Annotated in this window: 17 protein-coding genes; 5 read left to right on the top strand and 12 right to left on the bottom strand. The window is 61.2% G+C overall.

Going from position 1 to position 17945, the window contains the following annotated elements; translation table 11 throughout:
• Nucleotides 1-4 precede the first annotated feature (4 nt).
• A complete protein-coding gene (locus tag ACZCWR_RS00825) occupies nt 5-1255 on the top strand; it encodes an Hsp70 family protein (protein WP_487301869.1) in 1251 nt (416 codons plus the stop codon).
• A gap of 80 nt (nt 1256-1335) precedes the next feature.
• Here ACZCWR_RS00825 and ACZCWR_RS00820 read toward each other — a convergent pair whose 3' ends face one another.
• Nucleotides 1336-1539, bottom strand: a complete 204-nt coding sequence (locus ACZCWR_RS00820) for a cold-shock protein (protein ID WP_016346375.1) — start codon at nt 1537-1539, stop codon at nt 1336-1338.
• 416 nt (nt 1540-1955) lie between these two features.
• Here ACZCWR_RS00820 and ACZCWR_RS00815 point away from each other — a divergent pair, with 416 nt between their 5' ends.
• On the top strand, nt 1956-3548 hold the full coding sequence (locus ACZCWR_RS00815; RefSeq protein ID WP_487301868.1) for an APC family permease: 1593 nt from the start codon (nt 1956-1958) through the stop codon (nt 3546-3548).
• Between the two features lie 52 nt (nt 3549-3600).
• On the opposite strand, the gene ACZCWR_RS00810 is transcribed toward ACZCWR_RS00815, so the two are convergent.
• The 7 genes from ACZCWR_RS00810 to ACZCWR_RS00780 form a co-directional block, all read right to left on the bottom strand.
• On the bottom strand, nt 3601-4386 hold the full coding sequence (locus ACZCWR_RS00810) for a DODA-type extradiol aromatic ring-opening family dioxygenase (RefSeq protein WP_487301867.1): 786 nt from the start codon (nt 4384-4386) through the stop codon (nt 3601-3603).
• A 100-nt stretch (nt 4387-4486) separates the two neighbouring features.
• Entirely contained in the window at nt 4487-5083 is a 597-nt protein-coding gene (locus ACZCWR_RS00805) for a UbiX family flavin prenyltransferase (protein ID WP_487301866.1), read from the bottom strand.
• 10 nt (nt 5084-5093) lie between these two features.
• A complete protein-coding gene (grxD, locus tag ACZCWR_RS00800) occupies nt 5094-5405 on the bottom strand; it encodes a Grx4 family monothiol glutaredoxin (RefSeq protein ID WP_487301865.1) in 312 nt (103 codons plus the stop codon).
• Nucleotides 5406-5490: 85 nt separating this feature from the next.
• Nucleotides 5491-6315 (bottom strand): peptide chain release factor N(5)-glutamine methyltransferase, encoded by an 825-nt coding sequence (gene prmC, locus ACZCWR_RS00795; RefSeq protein WP_487301864.1) that lies wholly within the window; start codon nt 6313-6315, stop codon nt 5491-5493.
• Complete coding sequence (prfA, locus tag ACZCWR_RS00790; RefSeq protein ID WP_487301863.1) at nt 6312-7394, bottom strand: peptide chain release factor 1; 1083 nt, start codon at nt 7392-7394, stop codon at nt 6312-6314. Before prfA ends, prmC begins: the two co-directional genes overlap by 4 nt.
• A 93-nt stretch (nt 7395-7487) precedes the next feature.
• Nucleotides 7488-8786 (bottom strand): glutamyl-tRNA reductase, encoded by a 1299-nt coding sequence (hemA, locus tag ACZCWR_RS00785; RefSeq protein WP_487301862.1) that lies wholly within the window; start codon nt 8784-8786, stop codon nt 7488-7490.
• 168 nt (nt 8787-8954) lie between these two features.
• Complete coding sequence (locus ACZCWR_RS00780; protein ID WP_487301861.1) at nt 8955-9767, bottom strand: galactosyltransferase-related protein; 813 nt, start codon at nt 9765-9767, stop codon at nt 8955-8957.
• Between the two features lie 284 nt (nt 9768-10051).
• Between ACZCWR_RS00780 and ACZCWR_RS00775 the strand changes: the two genes are divergently transcribed.
• The 3 genes from ACZCWR_RS00775 (at nt 10052) to ACZCWR_RS00765 (ending at nt 12855) form a co-directional block, all read left to right on the top strand.
• The gene (locus ACZCWR_RS00775; RefSeq protein WP_487301860.1) at nt 10052-10315 is read left to right on the top strand and encodes a hypothetical protein; all 264 of its coding nucleotides are present in this window, start codon (nt 10052-10054) and stop codon (nt 10313-10315) included.
• 67 nt (nt 10316-10382) lie between these two features.
• The gene (locus tag ACZCWR_RS00770) at nt 10383-12203 is read left to right on the top strand and encodes an aminopeptidase P family protein (protein ID WP_487301859.1); all 1821 of its coding nucleotides are present in this window, start codon (nt 10383-10385) and stop codon (nt 12201-12203) included.
• A 28-nt stretch (nt 12204-12231) separates the two neighbouring features.
• The gene (locus ACZCWR_RS00765; protein WP_487301858.1) at nt 12232-12855 is read left to right on the top strand and encodes an HAD family hydrolase; all 624 of its coding nucleotides are present in this window, start codon (nt 12232-12234) and stop codon (nt 12853-12855) included.
• Nucleotides 12856-12873: 18 nt separating this feature from the next.
• Here the strand turns inward: ACZCWR_RS00765 and ACZCWR_RS00760 are convergent, their stop codons facing one another.
• From ACZCWR_RS00760 to ACZCWR_RS00745, 4 genes are all read right to left on the bottom strand, one after another.
• Entirely contained in the window at nt 12874-13998 is a 1125-nt protein-coding gene (locus ACZCWR_RS00760; protein ID WP_487301857.1) for a DUF748 domain-containing protein, read from the bottom strand.
• A 149-nt stretch (nt 13999-14147) separates the two neighbouring features.
• Nucleotides 14148-15815: an energy-dependent translational throttle protein EttA gene (gene ettA / locus ACZCWR_RS00755; protein WP_487301856.1), complete on the bottom strand. Its 1668-nt coding sequence runs from the start codon at nt 15813-15815 to the stop codon at nt 14148-14150.
• Nucleotides 15816-16003: 188 nt separating this feature from the next.
• On the bottom strand, nt 16004-16270 hold the full coding sequence (locus ACZCWR_RS00750) for a DUF3761 domain-containing protein (RefSeq protein ID WP_487301855.1): 267 nt from the start codon (nt 16268-16270) through the stop codon (nt 16004-16006).
• Between the two features lie 164 nt (nt 16271-16434).
• Entirely contained in the window at nt 16435-17925 is a 1491-nt protein-coding gene (locus ACZCWR_RS00745) for a class I SAM-dependent DNA methyltransferase (RefSeq protein WP_487301854.1), read from the bottom strand.
• Nucleotides 17926-17945: the final 20 nt, after the last annotated feature.

The following is a 17945-nucleotide window of genomic DNA, read 5'->3' as shown; positions in this document are numbered from 1 at the left end:
AGCCATGAATTTCTGCGCGATCGATTTCGGCACGTCGAACTCCGCCGTCGCCTTGCCCGATGGCCAGTCCATCCGGCTGGCGCCCGTCGAAGGCGATGCCGTCACGCTGCCCACCGCGGTTTTCTTTAACACGGACGAGCACGAACAAGCCTACGGACGCGCGGCGCTGGAGTCGTACATCGACGGATTCGATGGCCGGCTCATGCGTTCGATGAAAAGTATTCTCGGCTCGCCGCTGGCCGACAACACGACCGACCTCGGCGACGGCTCCGCGATCAAATACACCGATGTCATCACGCTGTTCCTGCAACATCTGAAGCAGAAGGCGCAGGCGCTCTCCGCGCAGCCACTCACGCGCGCCGTGCTGGGCCGTCCGGTCTATTTCGTGGACGACGACCCGCGCGCCGACAATCAGGCGCAAAAGCAGCTCGAAGCGTGCGCGCACGCGGTCGGCCTGAGCGAAATCCATTTTCAGTTCGAGCCGATCGCCGCCGCGTTCGATTACGAGGCGACGTTGACGAAAGAAGGGCTCGTGCTGGTCGCGGATATCGGCGGTGGCACGTCGGACTTCTCGCTGGTGCGCGTGGGGCCGGAGCGCGCGCGCCATCTGGAGCGCAAAAGCGATGTGCTGGCGCATCACGGCGTGCATGTGGCGGGCACGGACTTCGACCGCCGCGTCGAACTGGCGACGATCCTGCGCGAACTCGGCTATCAGACGCTTGACGCGCAGGGCCGGGAAATCCCCAACCGCGTGTATTTCGACCTCGCGACGTGGCATCTCATCAACACGGTCTACACGCCTCGGCGCGTCGGCGAATTGCAGTTGATGCGCCATCTCTATCCCGACACGCGCTATCACGACCGGCTCATGCGCGTGGTCGATCGCCGGCTCGGCCACGCGCTGACCGCGCACGCCGAGGAAGCGAAGATCGATGTCTCCGCGGGCGGCGCGACGGAAATCGACATGGAAGAGATCGAGGAAGCGCTGCGTGTGGCGTTCGACGAGGCTCAGTTGATCGATGCGGGCCGGGACGAAGTGCGGCGGATCGTGGAATCGGCGCGGGAAACGGTGAAGCAGGCGGGCGTGGCGCACGCGGACGTCGGCGCGATCTACTTCACGGGCGGCACCACCGGCTTGCGCTTTCTGTCGGAAGCACTGACCAGCGCGTTCCCCGATGCCCAACCGGTTTTCGGCGACCGCCTCGCCAGCGTGGCGAAGGGTTTGGGCATCTACGCGCAGCGCGTGTTCGCCTGAATTCGAAAGTGCGCAGGCAACAAAAAACCCCGCCAGGGCGGGGTTTTTCGCGTGAACCGAAAGCGGTGTCTAAGCTAAGCTTAGGCCGGCTTGATGTTCGCGGCTTGCTTGCCCTTCGGGCCCGTCTTCACTTCGTAGGTAACCTTTTGGTTTTCCTGAAGCGTCTTGAAGCCTTCGATGCGGATTTCCGAGAAATGCGCGAACAGGTCTTCGCCGCCGCCATCCGGAGTGATGAAGCCAAAGCCCTTTGCGTCATTGAACCACTTGACGGTACCGGTTTCCATGTTACTTGTTCCAAAAAATTGATGATTGAGGCCGAGGCCAGGGGTGCATGAAGATCAAGGAAGGGGCAATGGGACCAACCGGTATACCGTGATGGCGAACCTTCGAAAGACCACTTCACTCGCCACTTGAAATCCTGCAAGAAGGTTTATACGGCGAATCGATTTCGCGGTCAAATAATTTCCGACTCGCGCGGGGGGTTTTTGAGACAGTCGGGGTGAATGCTTACAAGAAGTGCAAAGTCCGCCAACCACCACGGTGTCCATAGGGGCAAAAGTGTAAGTTCTTCGCCCATCGTCGATGCAATCGAAAGGTGCAACCGGTAAACTACGCGCCGAAAACGGTGGTTGCACCGGCGTCGCCCAGAGCTGAGCGAAACGCTCCCGCGTTCAGGCGATACGGAGACTTGGAGAGGAATGTGAATAGTTCGATACAACGAAACATCGGCCCGTTGGCGCTCATGCTGACCGGGCTCGGATCCATCATCGGTTCGGGATGGCTGTTCGGCGCGTGGAAGGCGGCCAAGATCGCCGGACCGGCTGCCATCGCGGCGTGGGTGATTGGCGCGGTGGTCATCATGGCGATTGCGCTGACCTACGCGGAACTCGGCGCGACTTTTCCCGAATCGGGCGGCATGGTGCGTTACGCGCGCTATTCGCATGGCGCGTTGGTCGGTTTCATCAGCGCGTGGGCGAACTGGATCGCGATCGTGTCGGTCATTCCGATCGAGGCGGAGGCATCCATCCAGTACATGAGCACCTGGCCTTATGAGTGGGCGCACGCGCTTTACGTGCATGAAACGCTCACCACGTCCGGAATCGGGTTGTCGGCCTTGCTCGTGATCGTGTATTTCCTCTTGAACTACTGGGGCGTGAAGATTTTCGCGCGCGCGAACACGGCCATCACCATCTTCAAGTTCGTGATTCCGGGCGCGACCATCGCCGGGCTCATTTTTACCGGCTTCCACGCGCAGAATTTCGGCACGGCTTCGACCTTCGCGCCTTACGGCTGGCCGGCGGTGCTGACGGCGGTGGCGACGAGCGGCATCGTGTTCAGCTTCAACGGTTTTCAAAGCCCGGTGAATCTGGCGGGCGAGGCGCGCAATCCATCGACGAGCATCCCGTTTGCCGTGATCGGCTCGATCCTGCTCGCGCTCGTCATTTACGTGTTGCTGCAGGTCGCGTATATCGGCGCGGTGAATCCCGCTGACGTGCTCAAGGGCTGGTCGCACTTCGATTTCGCGTCGCCGTTTGCGGAACTGGCGCTGGCGCTCAATCTGAACTGGCTGGCCGTGCTGTTGTACGTCGATGCCTTCGTCAGCCCGAGCGGCACCGGCACCACGTACATGGCGACGACCACGCGCATGATCTACGCGATGGAACGCAACAACACGATGCCCAAGATGTTCGGCAACGTTCACCCGTTCTACGGTGTGCCGCGTCAGGCTATGTGGTTCAACCTGTTCGTGTCCTTCGTCTTCATGTTCTTTTTCCGTGGATGGGGCACGCTGGCGGCGGTCATTTCGGTCGCCACCGTCATTTCCTATCTGACGGGCCCGGTCAGCCTGATGTCATTGCGTCGCGCCGCGCCGGATTTGCATCGCCCGGTGAATATTCCGCTGATGGGGCTGATCGCGCCGTTCGCGTTCGTGTGCGCATCGCTCGTGCTGTACTGGGCGAAGTGGCCGCTCACAGGCGAAATCATCTTGCTGATGGTCGTCGCGCTGCCGGTCTATTTCTACTTTCAGGGCAAGACGGGCTTTGCAGGCTGGGGCAAGGATCTGAAGGCCGCGTGGTGGCTCATGGCCTATCTTCCGTCGATGGCGGTCATGTCGCTCATCGGCAGCAAGCAGTTCGGCGGCAACGGGACGCTGCCGTATGGCTGGGATATGGCGCTTGTCGCTGCGCTCGCGCTGGTGTTTTATTTCTGGGGCGTGCACACCGGCTATCGCACTTCCTATCTCGATGAGCGCGAAAGCCACGAGGACATTTCCAAGGAAGTCGGCGCGTAAGCAGTGTCGACGCGATGAAAAAGCCCGCCCGAGCAATCAGGCGGGCTTTTTTTCAGGCATCTGCGAACACGTAGTTGGTCATGGCGAGCGCGCGTTGGAACGTGCCAAGCGACTGAATGCCAAGCCGATAATCGTCAGCCGCCGCGCCAAGCGCACTGAACACCGGCAGCAAATGCTCGTCGGTCGGGTGCATCAACGCAGCATGCGGCGCGCGAACGCGATAGTCGAGCAGGGCATCGATGTCGCGCGCGGCCATGCGTGACTCGAACCAGTCGGTGAACTCGATCACGCGCGGGTCGCCATCTTCCGGACGCGCGCCGAAATCCGCCATGCGCAGGTTATGTGTGATCTGGCCGGAGCCGACGATCATCACGCCTTCCGCGCGCAAGTCTCGCAGCGCGCGGCCGATCTTGAAGTGATGCGCGGCGTCCAGACGCGGCTGAATCGAAAGCTGGGCGACGGGCACGTCGGCGTCCGGGAACATCAGCAGCAGCGGAACCCATGCGCCGTGATCGAGACCGTGTTCGATCGTCGCGGCGGGTATGTCGTGTTCGCCGAGCATCGTGGCGGCGCGCTTCGCGAGTTCGGGCGCACCGGGCGCGGGATAACGCAATTCGTAAAGCGCGCGCGGGAATCCGTAAAAATCGTGAATCGTCTCCGGACGCTCGGCGATGCTCGCGATCGGCTGCGCGGTGCCCCAATGCGCGGACAGCATCAGGATGGCTTTCGGGCGCGGCAAGGTCTGAGCGAGCGCGGCGAACTCGTGCGAAGGCATCGACGGATCAATGGGAAGCGTCGGTGCGCCGTGGGAGATAAAAACGCTAGGAAGTGTGGTCATGGCGGCAAGGGAATGAGTCGATATGCCATCCAATGTAAGGCTAACCGCCGCGTTGATAAAGGCGCGTCGGGGCAACGAATTGTGTCGTGCGCGTTGTGAATCAGTCCGCTTCGCCGCGCATGCCCGGCCACGCGCGCGAAACCGGTTGCGCGAGGCCAAATTGATCGATCACGCGCGCGACGGTGTGATCGACCATTTCGTCGATGCTGGAAGGCTTCTGGTAGAACGCCGGAAGCGGCGGAAAGATCACGCCGCCCATTTCCGTGACGGCGGTCATGTTGCGCAGATGCGCGAGATTCAGCGGCGTTTCCCGCACCATCAGCACGAGGCGGCGACGCTCTTTTAAAACGACATCGGCGGCGCGCGTGATGAGGTTATCGGAGAGACCGTGTGCGACGCTTGCCAGCGTGCGCATGGAGCACGGCGCGATCACCATGCCATCGGTTGCGAACGAACCGGATGCGATGCTCGCGCCCACATCGCGCACGTTATGCACGACATCGGCGAGCGCATGAACGGCGGCGCGCTCCATCGCCAGTTCGTGCTGAACATTGAGCCAGCCCGCGCTCGACACGAGCAGATGCGTCTCCACGCCGCCCAGACGGCGCAGCGTTTCAAGCAGACGCACGCCGTAAATCGCGCCCGTCGCTCCGGTGATCGCAACGATCAGCCGTCGCGGTGCTGCGGGCGCGCTCACTGAGAAAAGCTCAGGCAGCCGCAAAAAGCTGTTGCAGTTCGCCCGACTGGTACATCTCCATCATGATGTCCGACCCGCCGATGAACTCGCCCTTCACGTAAAGCTGCGGAATGGTCGGCCAGTTCGAAAATTCCTTGATGCCCTGACGAATGCCGTCGTCTTCCAGCACGTTCACGGTCATGATCTGATCCGCGCCGCTGGCCTTGAGCACCTGAATGGCGCGGCCGGAGAAGCCGCACATCGGAAATTGCGCGGTGCCTTTCATGAAAAGGACGATCGGGTTTTGATCGACGATTTGCTTGATGCGTTCTTGCGTGTCCATGGCGTACCTGCGCGTGAGAATTCGTTGAATGAATGCTTGAAATGATAGCGGATTTCGGTATTCCGGGCTGATGCCACCGCAGCGTTCAAGCGGTGAGGATTCCGCCCGAACAGCGTTCGATGCCTGCAAGATCGCGCATCGAACGTACCTCGGTGAAACCGCGCGCCGTGAGCAGGTGGCGCACGGCATCGGCCTGATCGTAGCCGTGCTCCAGCCACAGCGCGCCGTTCTTCGCGAGCATGAACGGCGCACTTTCGATGATCGCGCGAATCGCGGAGAGCCCGTCGGCGTCGTCGGTGAGCGCGCCGCGCGGCTCGAAGCGCAGATCGCCTTGTTCGAGATGCGGATCGGAGCTCGCGATATACGGCGGATTACTGACGATCGCTTCGAACAGCAGCGACGGATCGAGCTTCGCGGTCCAGTCGCTTTCGACGAAGTGCACGCGGTCGTCGCCGAGCAGGCGTTTTGCGTTGCCGTGCGCGACTTCGAGCGCCGCTGTCGAGCGATCCACCGCCCACACGCGCGCATCGGGCCGCGCATGCGCGATCGAAATGGCGATTGCGCCAGTCCCGGTGCCGAGATCGAGCACGCGCGCGTTCGGCATCTCGGCGACGACATCGAGCGCGATTTCCACCAGCAATTCCGTTTCCGGACGCGGAATCAGCACGTCCGGCGTCACGTCGAAATCGAGTCCGAAGAACTCGCGCGTGCCGGTCAGTTGCGCGATGGGTTCGCCATCGATACGCCGCGCCGCGAGTGCTTCGAAGCGCTGCACGACATTCGCGTCCAGCGCTTCGTTTTCACGCGTGATGAGTTCCGTGCGACGCCAGCCGAGCACATGCATCAACAGAACGCGCGCTTCGAGCGCAGGCAACGACGACGCCCGCAACAACGCCGACGCCGTGCTCACTCCGGCTCTCCGAGCGAGGCCAGCAGTTCGGCCTGATGCTCCGACACGAGCGCGGCGATCATGTCTTCGAGATCGCCATCCATGATGTATTCGAGCTTGTAGAGCGTCAGATTGATGCGGTGATCCGTCATGCGCCCTTGCGGAAAGTTGTACGTGCGAATGCGTTCCGACCGGTCGCCCGAGCCGATCAGACTCTTGCGCGTGGCCGCTTCCTTCGCGTGCTGCTCGTGATACTGCTTATCCTTGATGCGCGCGGCGAGCACCTTGAGCGCGCGATCCTTGTTCTTGTGCTGCGAACGGTCGTCCTGACATTCCACGACGATTCCCGTCGGCAAGTGCGTCACGCGCACCGCCGAATCCGTCTTGTTGATGTGCTGCCCGCCCGCGCCCGAAGCCCGGAACGTATCGATGCGCAGGTCCGCCGGATTGATGACCACTTCGCTGATTTCATCCGCTTCCGGCATGACCGCGACCGTACACGCCGACGTATGGATGCGCCCCTGCGTCTCCGTCGCCGGAACACGCTGCACGCGATGCCCGCCCGACTCGAACTTGAGCCGCGAATACGCGCTTTGCCCCGCGATCCGCACGATCACTTCCTTGTAACCGCCGAGATCCGACACGCTTTCCGACATGGTTTCCGCCGTCCAGCGATTGCGTTCCGCGTAACGCAGGTACATGCGCAGCAGATCGCCCGCGAACAGCGCGGATTCGTCGCCGCCCGTGCCCGCGCGAATTTCGATGAAGATGTTGCGGTCGTCGTTCGGGTCTTTCGGCAGCAGCATCATCTGAAGATCGTGTTCGATCTTCGCCATGCGTTCGCGCGCCTCACCGATTTCCTCTTCCGCGAAATCGCGCATGGACGGGTCGGAGAGCAGATCCTGCGCGGTGGTTTCATCGGTCAAAGCCTGACGCCAGAGCGCGTATTGCTCGACGATCGGGCTGATTTCCGCGTGCTCGCGCGTGAGCTTGCGATATTGATCCATGTCGGACGTCACGTCCTCGCGGCTCAACAATTCGTTGAGATCGACCTGCCGTTTTGCAAGCTGGTCGAGCTTGCTTTGCATGCTCGTTTTCATCGGGGAGACGGAGCGGGCGCTCCGGAAATACTGCGATAGAGAAGCCGCCGTGCGTTCAGCGCGGCGCTTTGAAGAATAGCAAGGAGGACGCCGCTAACGATCCGACGAATCGGCGGGCTTTTCGCCGTGGCGGTAGAAGCCGCTCATCAGGTCGATGAGTTGCGTGCGTTCCGTGCTGCTCGCGCGATTGAGCGCGTGCGTCGGGCCGTGGATCAGCTTGTTGGTGAGCGATTGCGACAGCGCTTCGAGGACCGCTGCGGGATCGTCGCCGCGCGCGAGCATCTTGCGGGCGCGTTCGACTTCGGCGCGGCGCAGGGCATCCGCCTGCGTGTGCATGTGACGGATGACCGGCACGATGCTGCGCGCATCCAGCCATTGCATGAAGTTCTGCACGCGCGTTTCGATGATCGATTCCGCTTCCGCGACCGCCGCCTGACGCGACGCATTGCCTTCGCGCACGATCGCGCCGAGATCATCGACGGTATAGAGAAACACGTCCTGCAGATTGCCGACTTCCGGTTCGATGTCGCGCGGCACGGCCAGATCGACCATGAAAATAGGCCGATGGCGACGCGCACGCACCGCGCGTTCGACCGCGCCCAGCCCGATGATCGGCAATGTGGACGCCGTGCACGACACGATGATGTCGAACTCGTGCATGCGCGCGGGCAGTTCCGACAGCGGAATGGCGCGGCCGTTGAAGCGTTCCGCGAGTTTCTCGCCGCGTTCGGCGGTGCGGTTGGCGACCACCAGTTCACGCGGACTTTGCGCGGCGAAGTGCGTGGCGCACAGTTCGATCATTTCGCCCGCGCCGATGAACAGCACGCGCTGGCTAGAAATGTTCTCGAAGATGCGCTGCGCGAGACGCACGGCGGCGGCGGCCATCGACACCGACTGCGCGCCGATTTCGGTCGTCGTGCGCACTTCTTTCGCGACGGCGAAAGTGCGCTGGAACAACTGATTGAGGTACGTGCCGAGCGCGCCGGCTTCGGATGCGGTGCGTACCGCGTCCTTCATCTGTCCGACGATTTGCGTTTCGCCGAGCACCATGGAGTCCAGCCCGGATGCGACGCGAAACGCGTGGCGCACGGCTTCGGACTGCGGCAGCGCATACACATGCGGCGCGAGTTCCGATACCGCGATGCCGTGATACTTCGACAGCCATTTAACGGCGGCATCGCGCGCGGCGGAATCGTCGGTGGCGCAGTAGAGTTCGGTGCGGTTGCAGGTGGACAGAATGGCCGCTTCCGGCGATGCCTTCGCCAGCGGCCCGAGCCACAGGTCCTTCAGCGCGCCGAGCGCGGGTTTGATCTGTTCGAGCGGAAACGCCACGCGTTCGCGCAGGGCGACAGGCGCAGTGTGGTGGTTGATTCCGATCGTGAGAAGCTGCATTTTTGGGTTGATGCTTTGGGCCTAAGCCGATGGCCTTACAGATAGCCCGATATTATAGCGTTTTGACGTTTTGTTCATTTATACACGGCATTCGGGGACCGACCGGGCGGCGCGTGGCGGCCCTTGCGGCGGTTGGCCGTGTGAAAGCCGCGACAATCGACCGCGTTTTTAGCTGAAGTATTTGGCGAGTTCGGCGGCGCGCGCTTCGAGGGCTTCTTGCGAAAGCGTGTGCGTTTCCTCGGCCGCGAGCTGGTTGTGCCTAGACGCCGCGATGATTGCCATCCGCGAGTTCGAATCGTGGTTTAGGTGAAACAGCGCCGCTTTGTCATCCGGCACGGAATGCCAGCGCACGCCAAGACGTTGCGCGCGCGTCAGCAGATCGTCGTCCTCGCCGCCCCATCCGATGAATCGCGGATCGTAACCGCCGATGCGTATATATTCGCTGCGCTTGAAAATGACGATCGCGCCCGCTGTATTTTCGTAAAGCAGCCTCATGCCGTCGGGCAAATCGGTTTCGAGATAAGGTTCGAGCGGAGCGTAATCCCCGCTTTCGATGAATTCGGTACGGAAATGATCGTCGATATTGATGACGCGCAGAAACGGGCAGAAAGCATCCGTGAAAGAACCATGTCTGACCGAATTAACGCAAAGCGGCAGATAAGCCGGATTGGCAATCATGTCCGCGTCGTGAAAGCAGATCACCGAACCGTGGCACATGCGCGCGCCAAGATTGCACAGCTTCGCTTTGGGAAACGGGCCGTCGTCGAAAACAAAGACGTGCCTGATGTTCGCGTCCGCGAGCTCTGCCCAATCGAAGCGCGGCGTGACATCGCCTTCAATCAAATAAAGCGTGTATTCGCAATAAGTGCGCGTGATATGCCGCAATACGCCCCGCAAATTATCGCGCCGCTCCTGAGTCGAACCGCGATAAGTCATGACAATTTCGAGTCCGCCTAAAGATATTAAATTGCTGGTGCTCATGATTGCTTCGAATCTCGGGTTGATGTCGGCAGCGTGAACGAATCCGATAATATTTGCGTCTCGGAATTCGATTATGTTGCTGCGAATTCATGGATGCTAGCACTCGAATAATTTTTCATCTTTAGGCCTATTCGCATAAGTCGTTTCAGAATTTCCGCTGCTTGCCATTGCCAACCTGGCCCCCTAAACTCAGGCGCTGCATCGGCGCACCCGCGCCGTTTTTTTCGGTGAGATGATTCACGCATGCTTTTCGAACCACGCATCAACCGCGCGGCGTATCGCTGATGGGCTGGATCGGTTTGATTTTTCTCGGCGCGGTGATCGGCGTGGCCGGTTGGGCGCTGCATCCCATGCGGCGTTCGGCGCGCGGACCGGCGGGGCGCATCTGGACGGCCATCGGTGCGGGCGTGCTGGCAACCGTCGTCGCGCGCATGGCCGGCAATGTCATCGATGCGTACCATGATGGCGACACGCTCGAATGGTTCGCGTGCACGTTGTTCGCGATCGTCGTCGTCACGCTGACGGTCGCGCTGGCGGCGCGCCGCTGAGTTCTTCATCGACGGGCGGGGCATTGAGCCGCGCGTCGCGTAATCAGGCACTTTTGCAGGTGAATTCATGAACGATCGCATCGCTCTACCCGATTCCGCTACTTTTTCCCGGCGCATCGACGCACTGCGCGGCCAGATGGCACGCGACCAGCTTGCCGCCGTGCTGATTCCTTCCGCCGATCCGCACCTGTCCGAATATTTGCCGGGGCGCTGGCAGGGCCGTCAATGGCTGTCAGGCTTCACAGGCTCCGTGGGCACGCTCGTCGTCACGGCGGATTTCGCGGGCGTCTGGGTGGACAGCCGTTACTGGACGCAGGCCGAAGCGCAACTCGCGGGCACCGGCGTGCAACTCATGAAGATGATGGGCGGCCAGCAAACCGCGCCGCATGTGGACTGGCTGGCGGAGCACGTGCCGCAGGGCGCGGTGGTCGCAGTGGATGGCGCGGTGCTTGGCGTCGCGGCGGCGCGCGGCTTGTCGGATGCATTGAGCGCGCGCGGCATCGTGCTGCGAACGGACATCGATTTGCTGGATGCGATCTGGCCCGAGCGTCCCGCCTTGCCGGATGCGCCCGTCTACGAACACGCCGCGCCGCACGCGAGCGTGGCGCGCACCGACAAACTCGCGCAAGTCCGCGAAGCCATGCGCGAGAAAAACGCGCAATGGCACTTCGTCTCGACACTCGACGATCTCGCGTGGATCTTCAATCTGCGCGGCGGCGATGTCAGCTACAACCCGGTGTTTGTCGCGCACGCGCTGATCGGTCTGGACGATGCCACGATCTTCGTCGGCGACGGCAAAGTGCCGGACGCGCTCAAGGCATCGCTGGCGAAAGATGGCGTGCGTGTCGCGCCTTACGCCGATGCACCGCGCGCGCTCGCCGCGCTTCCCGCCGACGCGACGCTTTTGATCGACCCGCGCCGCATCACGCACGGTCTGCTCGAACAAGTCCCGGCGACGGTCAAGAAAACCGAAGCGGTGAATCCATCGACGTTTGCCAAGTCGCGCAAGACGCCGGCGGAAGCGGAACACATCCGCGCGACGATGGAGCAAGACGGCGCCGCGCTCGCCGAATTCTTCGCGTGGTTCGAAGGCGCGCTGGGCCGCGAGCGCATCACCGAACTCACCATCGACGAGAAACTGACGGCGGCGCGCGCGCGTCGGCCGGGCTTCGTCACGCTGAGTTTCGGCACCATCGCCGGATTCAACGCGAACGGCGCGATGCCGCATTACCGTGCAACCGATGCGTCGCATTCGGTGATCGAAGGCAACGGTTTGTTGCTGATCGATTCGGGCGGTCAGTATCTGAGCGGCACGACGGACATCACGCGCGTGGTGCCGGTCGGCGAGATCACGGCCGAACACAAGCGCGATTTCACCGTCGTCCTGAAAGGCACGATGGCGCTCTCCCGCGCACGCTTTCCGCGCGGCATCCGCTCGCCGATGCTCGATTCCATCGCGCGCGCCCCGATCTGGGAAGCGGGCGCGGACTACGGTCATGGCACGGGCCACGGCGTCGGCTATTTCCTGAACGTGCACGAAGGTCCGCAGGTCATCTCGCACTACGCGCCCGCCGAGCCGTGGACGGCGATGGAAGAAGGCATGATTACCTCCATCGAACCGGGCATTTACCGGCCGGGCAAGTGGGGCATCCGCATCGAAAATCTGATGATGAATCAGGCGGCGGGCACGACCGAATTCGGCGATTTCCTCTCGTTCGAAACGCTCACGCTATGTCCGATCGATACGCGCTGCATCGACCTGACGCTGTTGCGGCAAGACGAACGCGCATGGCTCAACGCGTATCACGAGACGGTGCGCGCGCGCGTGTCGCCGCATGTCGATGGCGCGGCGCGCGCGTGGCTGGACGCGCGGACCCAGGCAATCTGATTCGATTTCAAACGGGGAGCAGCACACGATGACCATCAAAGCAGTCGTTTTCGACTTCGGCGGCGTTCTGATCGACTGGGACCGCGAATATCTCTACCGGCAACTCATTCCGGACGAAGCGGAGCGCCGCTGGTTTCTCGACAATGTTTGCAAGATGGATTGGGTCGTGCAGCAGGACGGCGGGCAGACGATCGAGGACGGCACCGCCGAACTGCTCGCGCTGTATCCCGAGCACGAGGCGCTGATTCAGGCGTTTTATGCGCGCTGGCCGGAGATGGTGTCGGGCGTGCTGGAAGAGGGCGTCGCGCTGGTCGATCGGCTGAAAGACGTGGGCATGCCGCTGTTCGGCCTGACGAACTGGTCGGCTGAAACGTTCCCGTACGCATGGGAGCGCTTCGACGTGCTGCGGCAGTTTCGCGAAGTAATCGTGTCGGGCCGCGTGGGCGTGGTGAAGCCCGATCCGCATATCTTCGAACTGATGCTCGTCGAGATCAAAAAGCATCTGCCGGAGATTCAGCCTTCGGAACTCGTGTTCATCGACGACAACGTGAAGAACGCGCAGGCCGCGACGAAACTCGGCTGGCACGGCGTGCATTATGTCGGCGCGATGGAAACCGAAACCAAGCTGCGCGAACTCGGCGTGAAGCTCTAAAAGAACGACGGCGACGCGCTACTGCGACAGCAGATTCTTCAGCGCGTTGCCGATTCCCCGCACCGTATCGCCCGCGCCCTTCGCGACGCCTTCCGCGCTCACGCCGAGCGCCTTCGCGAATCCTGCCGCGAGCTTCTTCGACATCGATTCCGAGAGCGAGAACTTCGGATCGCGCAAGTCGCCATCCAGCACGAAATCCAGCTTGATCTGATCCTTGCGATCCTTGAGCGCGGCAATCGCCACCTTGGTCGGAATCGACAGAAACGTATCGACGCCATTGCCGCTGTCGCTGATCTGCAAGTGATTCAACGTGACCGAACCGGGCGCGTGAATGTGTTGATCTTTCACGGCGGCATCCACGTTCATGTCGATGGTGCCGCCCGTTACCGCCGCCTTCGCGCCGGCTTTCTTGAGCAGGTAAGGATCGAGCGTTTGCACATCGACGCTGCGCAGGACCGCGCGCGTCTGCGAATCTTTCGTGGCGATGACCATCCAGCCGCCCCAACTCACCGCGCCCGTATGCGACGGGCCTTTGATCGAGCCGGTCATCGACAGATCGGTGCGGCCGTCGAGCGCGGGAAGATGCAAATGATCGATGGTCGCGCGCGCATCGCCGATCAGCACGCGATAGGGCGGCTTCTGCACGGATTCATCGAAAAACTCCATCGAGCCGCGTTCGAAGGTAACGCGGTCGATCAGCTTTTCTTCCACAGCATGATTCGGCTCTTTGTCGTTCGGCACGGCGTCCGCGGTGCTGGCCGTTTCCTTGAGACCGGGAAGAATGCGCAGATGACCATCGGCGGCGCGCACGATCGCGAGATAGTAGTTATCCACGCTTACGCTGCGCAGATGCAGCGGCTTCGAAAGCAGCGAATGCATGTCGATGTCGATCACCACGCGCTCGGCGCGCAACGCATCGCTGGCGGGCCAGCCTTGCGGACCGCGCAGCCGCACGCGCGAGAGCGTCACGTGGCCGATGCTGACATCGATGTCCTCGACCGAACCGTTCGGCCCGAGCGCCTCGACAATACGCTCCTTCATCTGATGCACGACGAACAGCCATCCGCCCGCCGCCACGACGACCAGCGCCACCGCGATGCCCGCAGCCCACAGCGCTGCCCGCTGCGCGCCCGATTCCGCCATTTGACCAGTCCCCCGTAATTGTCGGCTTGCCGTTTTATATGACGCGCCGCGAGCGACGCGTCGGCCGATTGCACACGGTCGGCGCTTTCACGCCGCGTGTCGGTGCGCGCGCCCGCACATTTCCTTCGATCGTCGAGGCGTTGTGCGTTTTAACGCGTGATCGGCTTGTAACGCAGACGCTTCGGCTTCGCGGCTTCATCGCCGAGACGGCGGCGCTTGTCGGCTTCATATTCCTGATAATTGCCATCGAAGAATTCGACATGCGAATCGCCTTCGAACGCGAGGATATGCGTGGCGATACGATCCAGGAACCAGCGATCGTGCGAGATCACCATGACCGAGCCGGCGAATTCCAGCAGCGCGTCTTCCAGCGCGCGCAGCGTTTCCACGTCGAGATCGTTCGACGGTTCGTCCAGCAGCAACACATTGCCGCCCGCGATGAGCGTCTTCGCCAGATGCAGACGTCCGCGCTCGCCGCCCGACAGATTGCCGACATTCTTTTGCTGATCGCTGCCCTTGAAGTTGAAGCGGCCGATATACGCACGCGACGGCGTTTCATACTTGCCGACGGTCAGCACATCCGCGCCACCGGAGATTTCTTCGAAGACGGTTTTGTCGGCAGCGAGCGCATCACGGCTCTGATCGACATACGCGAGCTTGACCGTCGGACCTTGCACGATCTCGCCCGAATCCGGCTGTTCCTTGCCCGTGAGCATGCGGAACAGCGTCGATTTGCCCGCCCCGTTCGGCCCGATGATGCCGACAATCGCGCCCGCCGGAATCTTCATGCTGAGATTGTCGATCAGCAGCCGGTCGCCATATGCCTTGCTGACGTTCTTGAACTCGATGACTTCATTGCCCAGCCGGTCGCCCACGGGAATGAAGATTTCCTGCGTTTCGTTGCGCTTCTGATATTCCTGACTGTTGAGTTCCTCGAAGCGTGCGATACGCGCCTTCGATTTCGCCTGACGTCCCTTCGGGTTCTGGCGCACCCATTCCAGTTCTTTCTTGATGGCCTTCTGACGCGCGGATTCGCTCGCTTCTTCTTGCTTGAGCCGGTCTTCCTTCTGATCGAGCCAACTCGAATAATTGCCCTTCCACGGAATGCCGTGACCGCGGTCCAGTTCGAGAATCCACTCGGCGGCGTTATCGAGGAAGTAGCGATCGTGCGTCACCGCGACGACCGTGCCCGGATAACGCGTGAGGAACTGTTCGAGCCAATCGACGGATTCGGCGTCGAGGTGGTTGGTCGGTTCGTCGAGCAGCAGCATGTCGGGCTTTTGCAGCAAGAGCTTGCACAGCGCGACGCGGCGTTTTTCACCGCCGGAAAGGTGTTCGATTTTCGCGTCCCACGCGGGCAGGCGCAGCGCATCGGCGGCGACTTCGAGTTGTTGCTCGGGGCTGCCGCCATCGCTTGTTGCGAGGATGGCTTCGTACTTCGCCTGTTCGGCGGCGAGCTTGTCGAAGTCGGCGTCGGGTTCGGCGTAGGCGGCGTAGATTTCGTCGAGTTTCTTCTGTGCCTGAAAGACATCGCCGAGACCATCTTCGACGGCCTGACGCACCGTTTGCTGCGGATCGAGTTGCGGCTCCTGCGGCAAATAGCCGATGTTGAGATTCGGCATGGGCGTGGCATCGCCTTCGATATCCTTATCGACGCCGGCCATGATTCTGATGAGCGTGGACTTGCCCGACCCGTTCAGCCCGAGCAGACCGATCTTCGCGCCGGGAAAGAACGAAAGGGAGATGTCTTTCAGGATCTGACGCTTCGGCGGAACGATCTTGCCGACGCGGTTCATGGTGAAGACGTATTGGGCCATGTCGAGTGTGCTGTGATGAGAGGTGAAGATGGAATACCGCGGCGCGCGTTTCTTGCGCAGTATTCGGAGATGTTCGCTGACGCGCGGCGGGGCGCGTTCCCGAGGTCGCGCATGGGCGCGGCGTGGGGCAGAGGGTATTGTACTTCGGGCGGTTTCGGCGGGTTATCGGGCCGCTCATCGCTCATTACTTATTCCCAGTGCGAGACGCCGCCGTGGCGGGAGCACGTGCCGCTGTGGTGCTGGCTGAAGCTGTAGGAGCCGTCGCGGCATTGTGCGGTCGCGCCTTGCGGGACGTGGCCGGAGCGCGAGTGCGCGGGGGAGTGGATGATGTTGCCGTCGTGGTTGAGGTAGTGGCCGTGACGGTCGAGATCGGATTCGTCGGGTTGTTGGGGTTGGTAGTGGTAGCGGTGGTAGTGATAGGCGTGGGCGCTTGGCATCACGGCGATGGCTGCCATGAAAAATCCCGCGATGGAAAGCGTTCGCCATTTGGACGTACAAAACGGAGTGAGCATGCGGTCGCTGTTTGCAATGGCCGCGCGATGAGCGCAGATTCTTCGAGTGAGATGGCGACGATCGCGTGTCCCACCTCACTCGGTCAAAAAGTAAGCGAAGGGTCTCGCTACGCTGCTTCCAACAAATTCGTTGCGGAATTCGACTTGGGCAGCGCAGCCGCGACATCTCTGAAGGCTGACAGTGCCGCTTCGAGATGCTCGATGATCTCCTGTTGCAATACGTCGGGCGGCGGAAGCTCGTCGAGATTGTCGAGGCTTTCGTCCTTGAGCCAGAACACATCGAGACTCGCCTTATCGCGCGCGATCAAGTCTTCGTAACTGAAGTATTTGAACCGCTCGGATTCCTGGCGCTTGTGGCGGTTTTCAGGGTTGTAGCAATTGATGAAGTCCTGAAGATCGTCGAGTTTGATCTGACGCGTCTTCAATGTGAAGTGCATGTTGGTACGCAGGTCGTAGAACCAGATGCCCTTGGTATGTTTGCGTCCGTCCTTTGGCGCGTTATCGAAAAAGACAACGTTTGCCTTTACGCCCTGTGCGTAGAAGATGCCGGTGGGCAAGCGGAGGATGGTGTGTACATCGCACGTCTCGAGCAGCTTGCGCCGGATCTTCTCGCCGGCGCCGCCTTCGAACAATACGTTGTCGGGAAGCACGACTGCCGCTTTGCCCGTGACCTTGAGCATGCTGACGATGTGTTGCAGAAAGTTCAGCTGCTTGTTGGATGTCGTTTCCCAGAAGTCTTGCCGCTCGTAGGTGAGTGCGTCGCGGTCTTCTTCGCCTTCCTCGTTCGTGATGGTCATGCTGCTCTTCTTGCCGAAGGGCGGGTTGGCCAGCACGTAGTCGACCTTCTGCGTGGGTTCGGCGATAAGCGCATCGGACCGATCGACGGACGGGTTGCCATCGAGTTCGCCGATGTTGTGCAGGAACAGGTTCATGAGGCAAAGGCGTCGCGTGTTCGGGACGATTTCGTTGCCGAAGAACGTGCTGTCGCGCAGGAATTCCTTCTGTTTCTTGTTGAGCTTGCCGTCTTTGCGTGTGAGCCAGTCGTACGCGCCTAAAAAAAATCCGCCCGTGCCGCAACTCGGATCCGCTATGGTTTTCATGGGTTCTGGGCGCACACATGCCACCATAGCCTTAATGATGGCGCGCGGAGTGAAGTACTGCCCTGCGCCGCTTTTGGTGTCTTCGGCGTTCTTCTGCAAGAGACCTTCGTAGAGGTCGCCTTTTGTGTCGATGTCCAGACCGATCCAATTTTCCGCGTCGATCATCTGGACGAGGCGGGCGAGTTTCGCCGGATCCTGAATTCTGTTTTGAGCCTTGAAGAATATCGCGCCCAGCATGCCGGGCTTTTTGCCGAGTGCCTGCAATGCTTCAAGGTAATGCAGTTCCAGCGGCGCGCCGGTTTTCTTGCGAAGTGATGTCCAGTCGTAGGCCTTGGGAATGTGAGTGTCTCGGCTGTACGGGGGCTGTGCGTATTCGTGTGCCAGCTTCAGGAAAAGCAGGTAAGTGAGTTGTTCGAGGTAGTCGCCGTAGCCGACGCCATCATCGCGAAGGGTGTTGCAGAAGTTCCAGACTTTTTGAATCAGGGTAGAGCTGTTCATTGTTTCTAATGTTCACGTCG

This window comes from Caballeronia sp. A2-2 (assembly GCF_057612605.2).
Note: the sequence above shows the minus strand (reverse complement) of the source record. Positions and strands in the feature narration are given on the sequence as shown.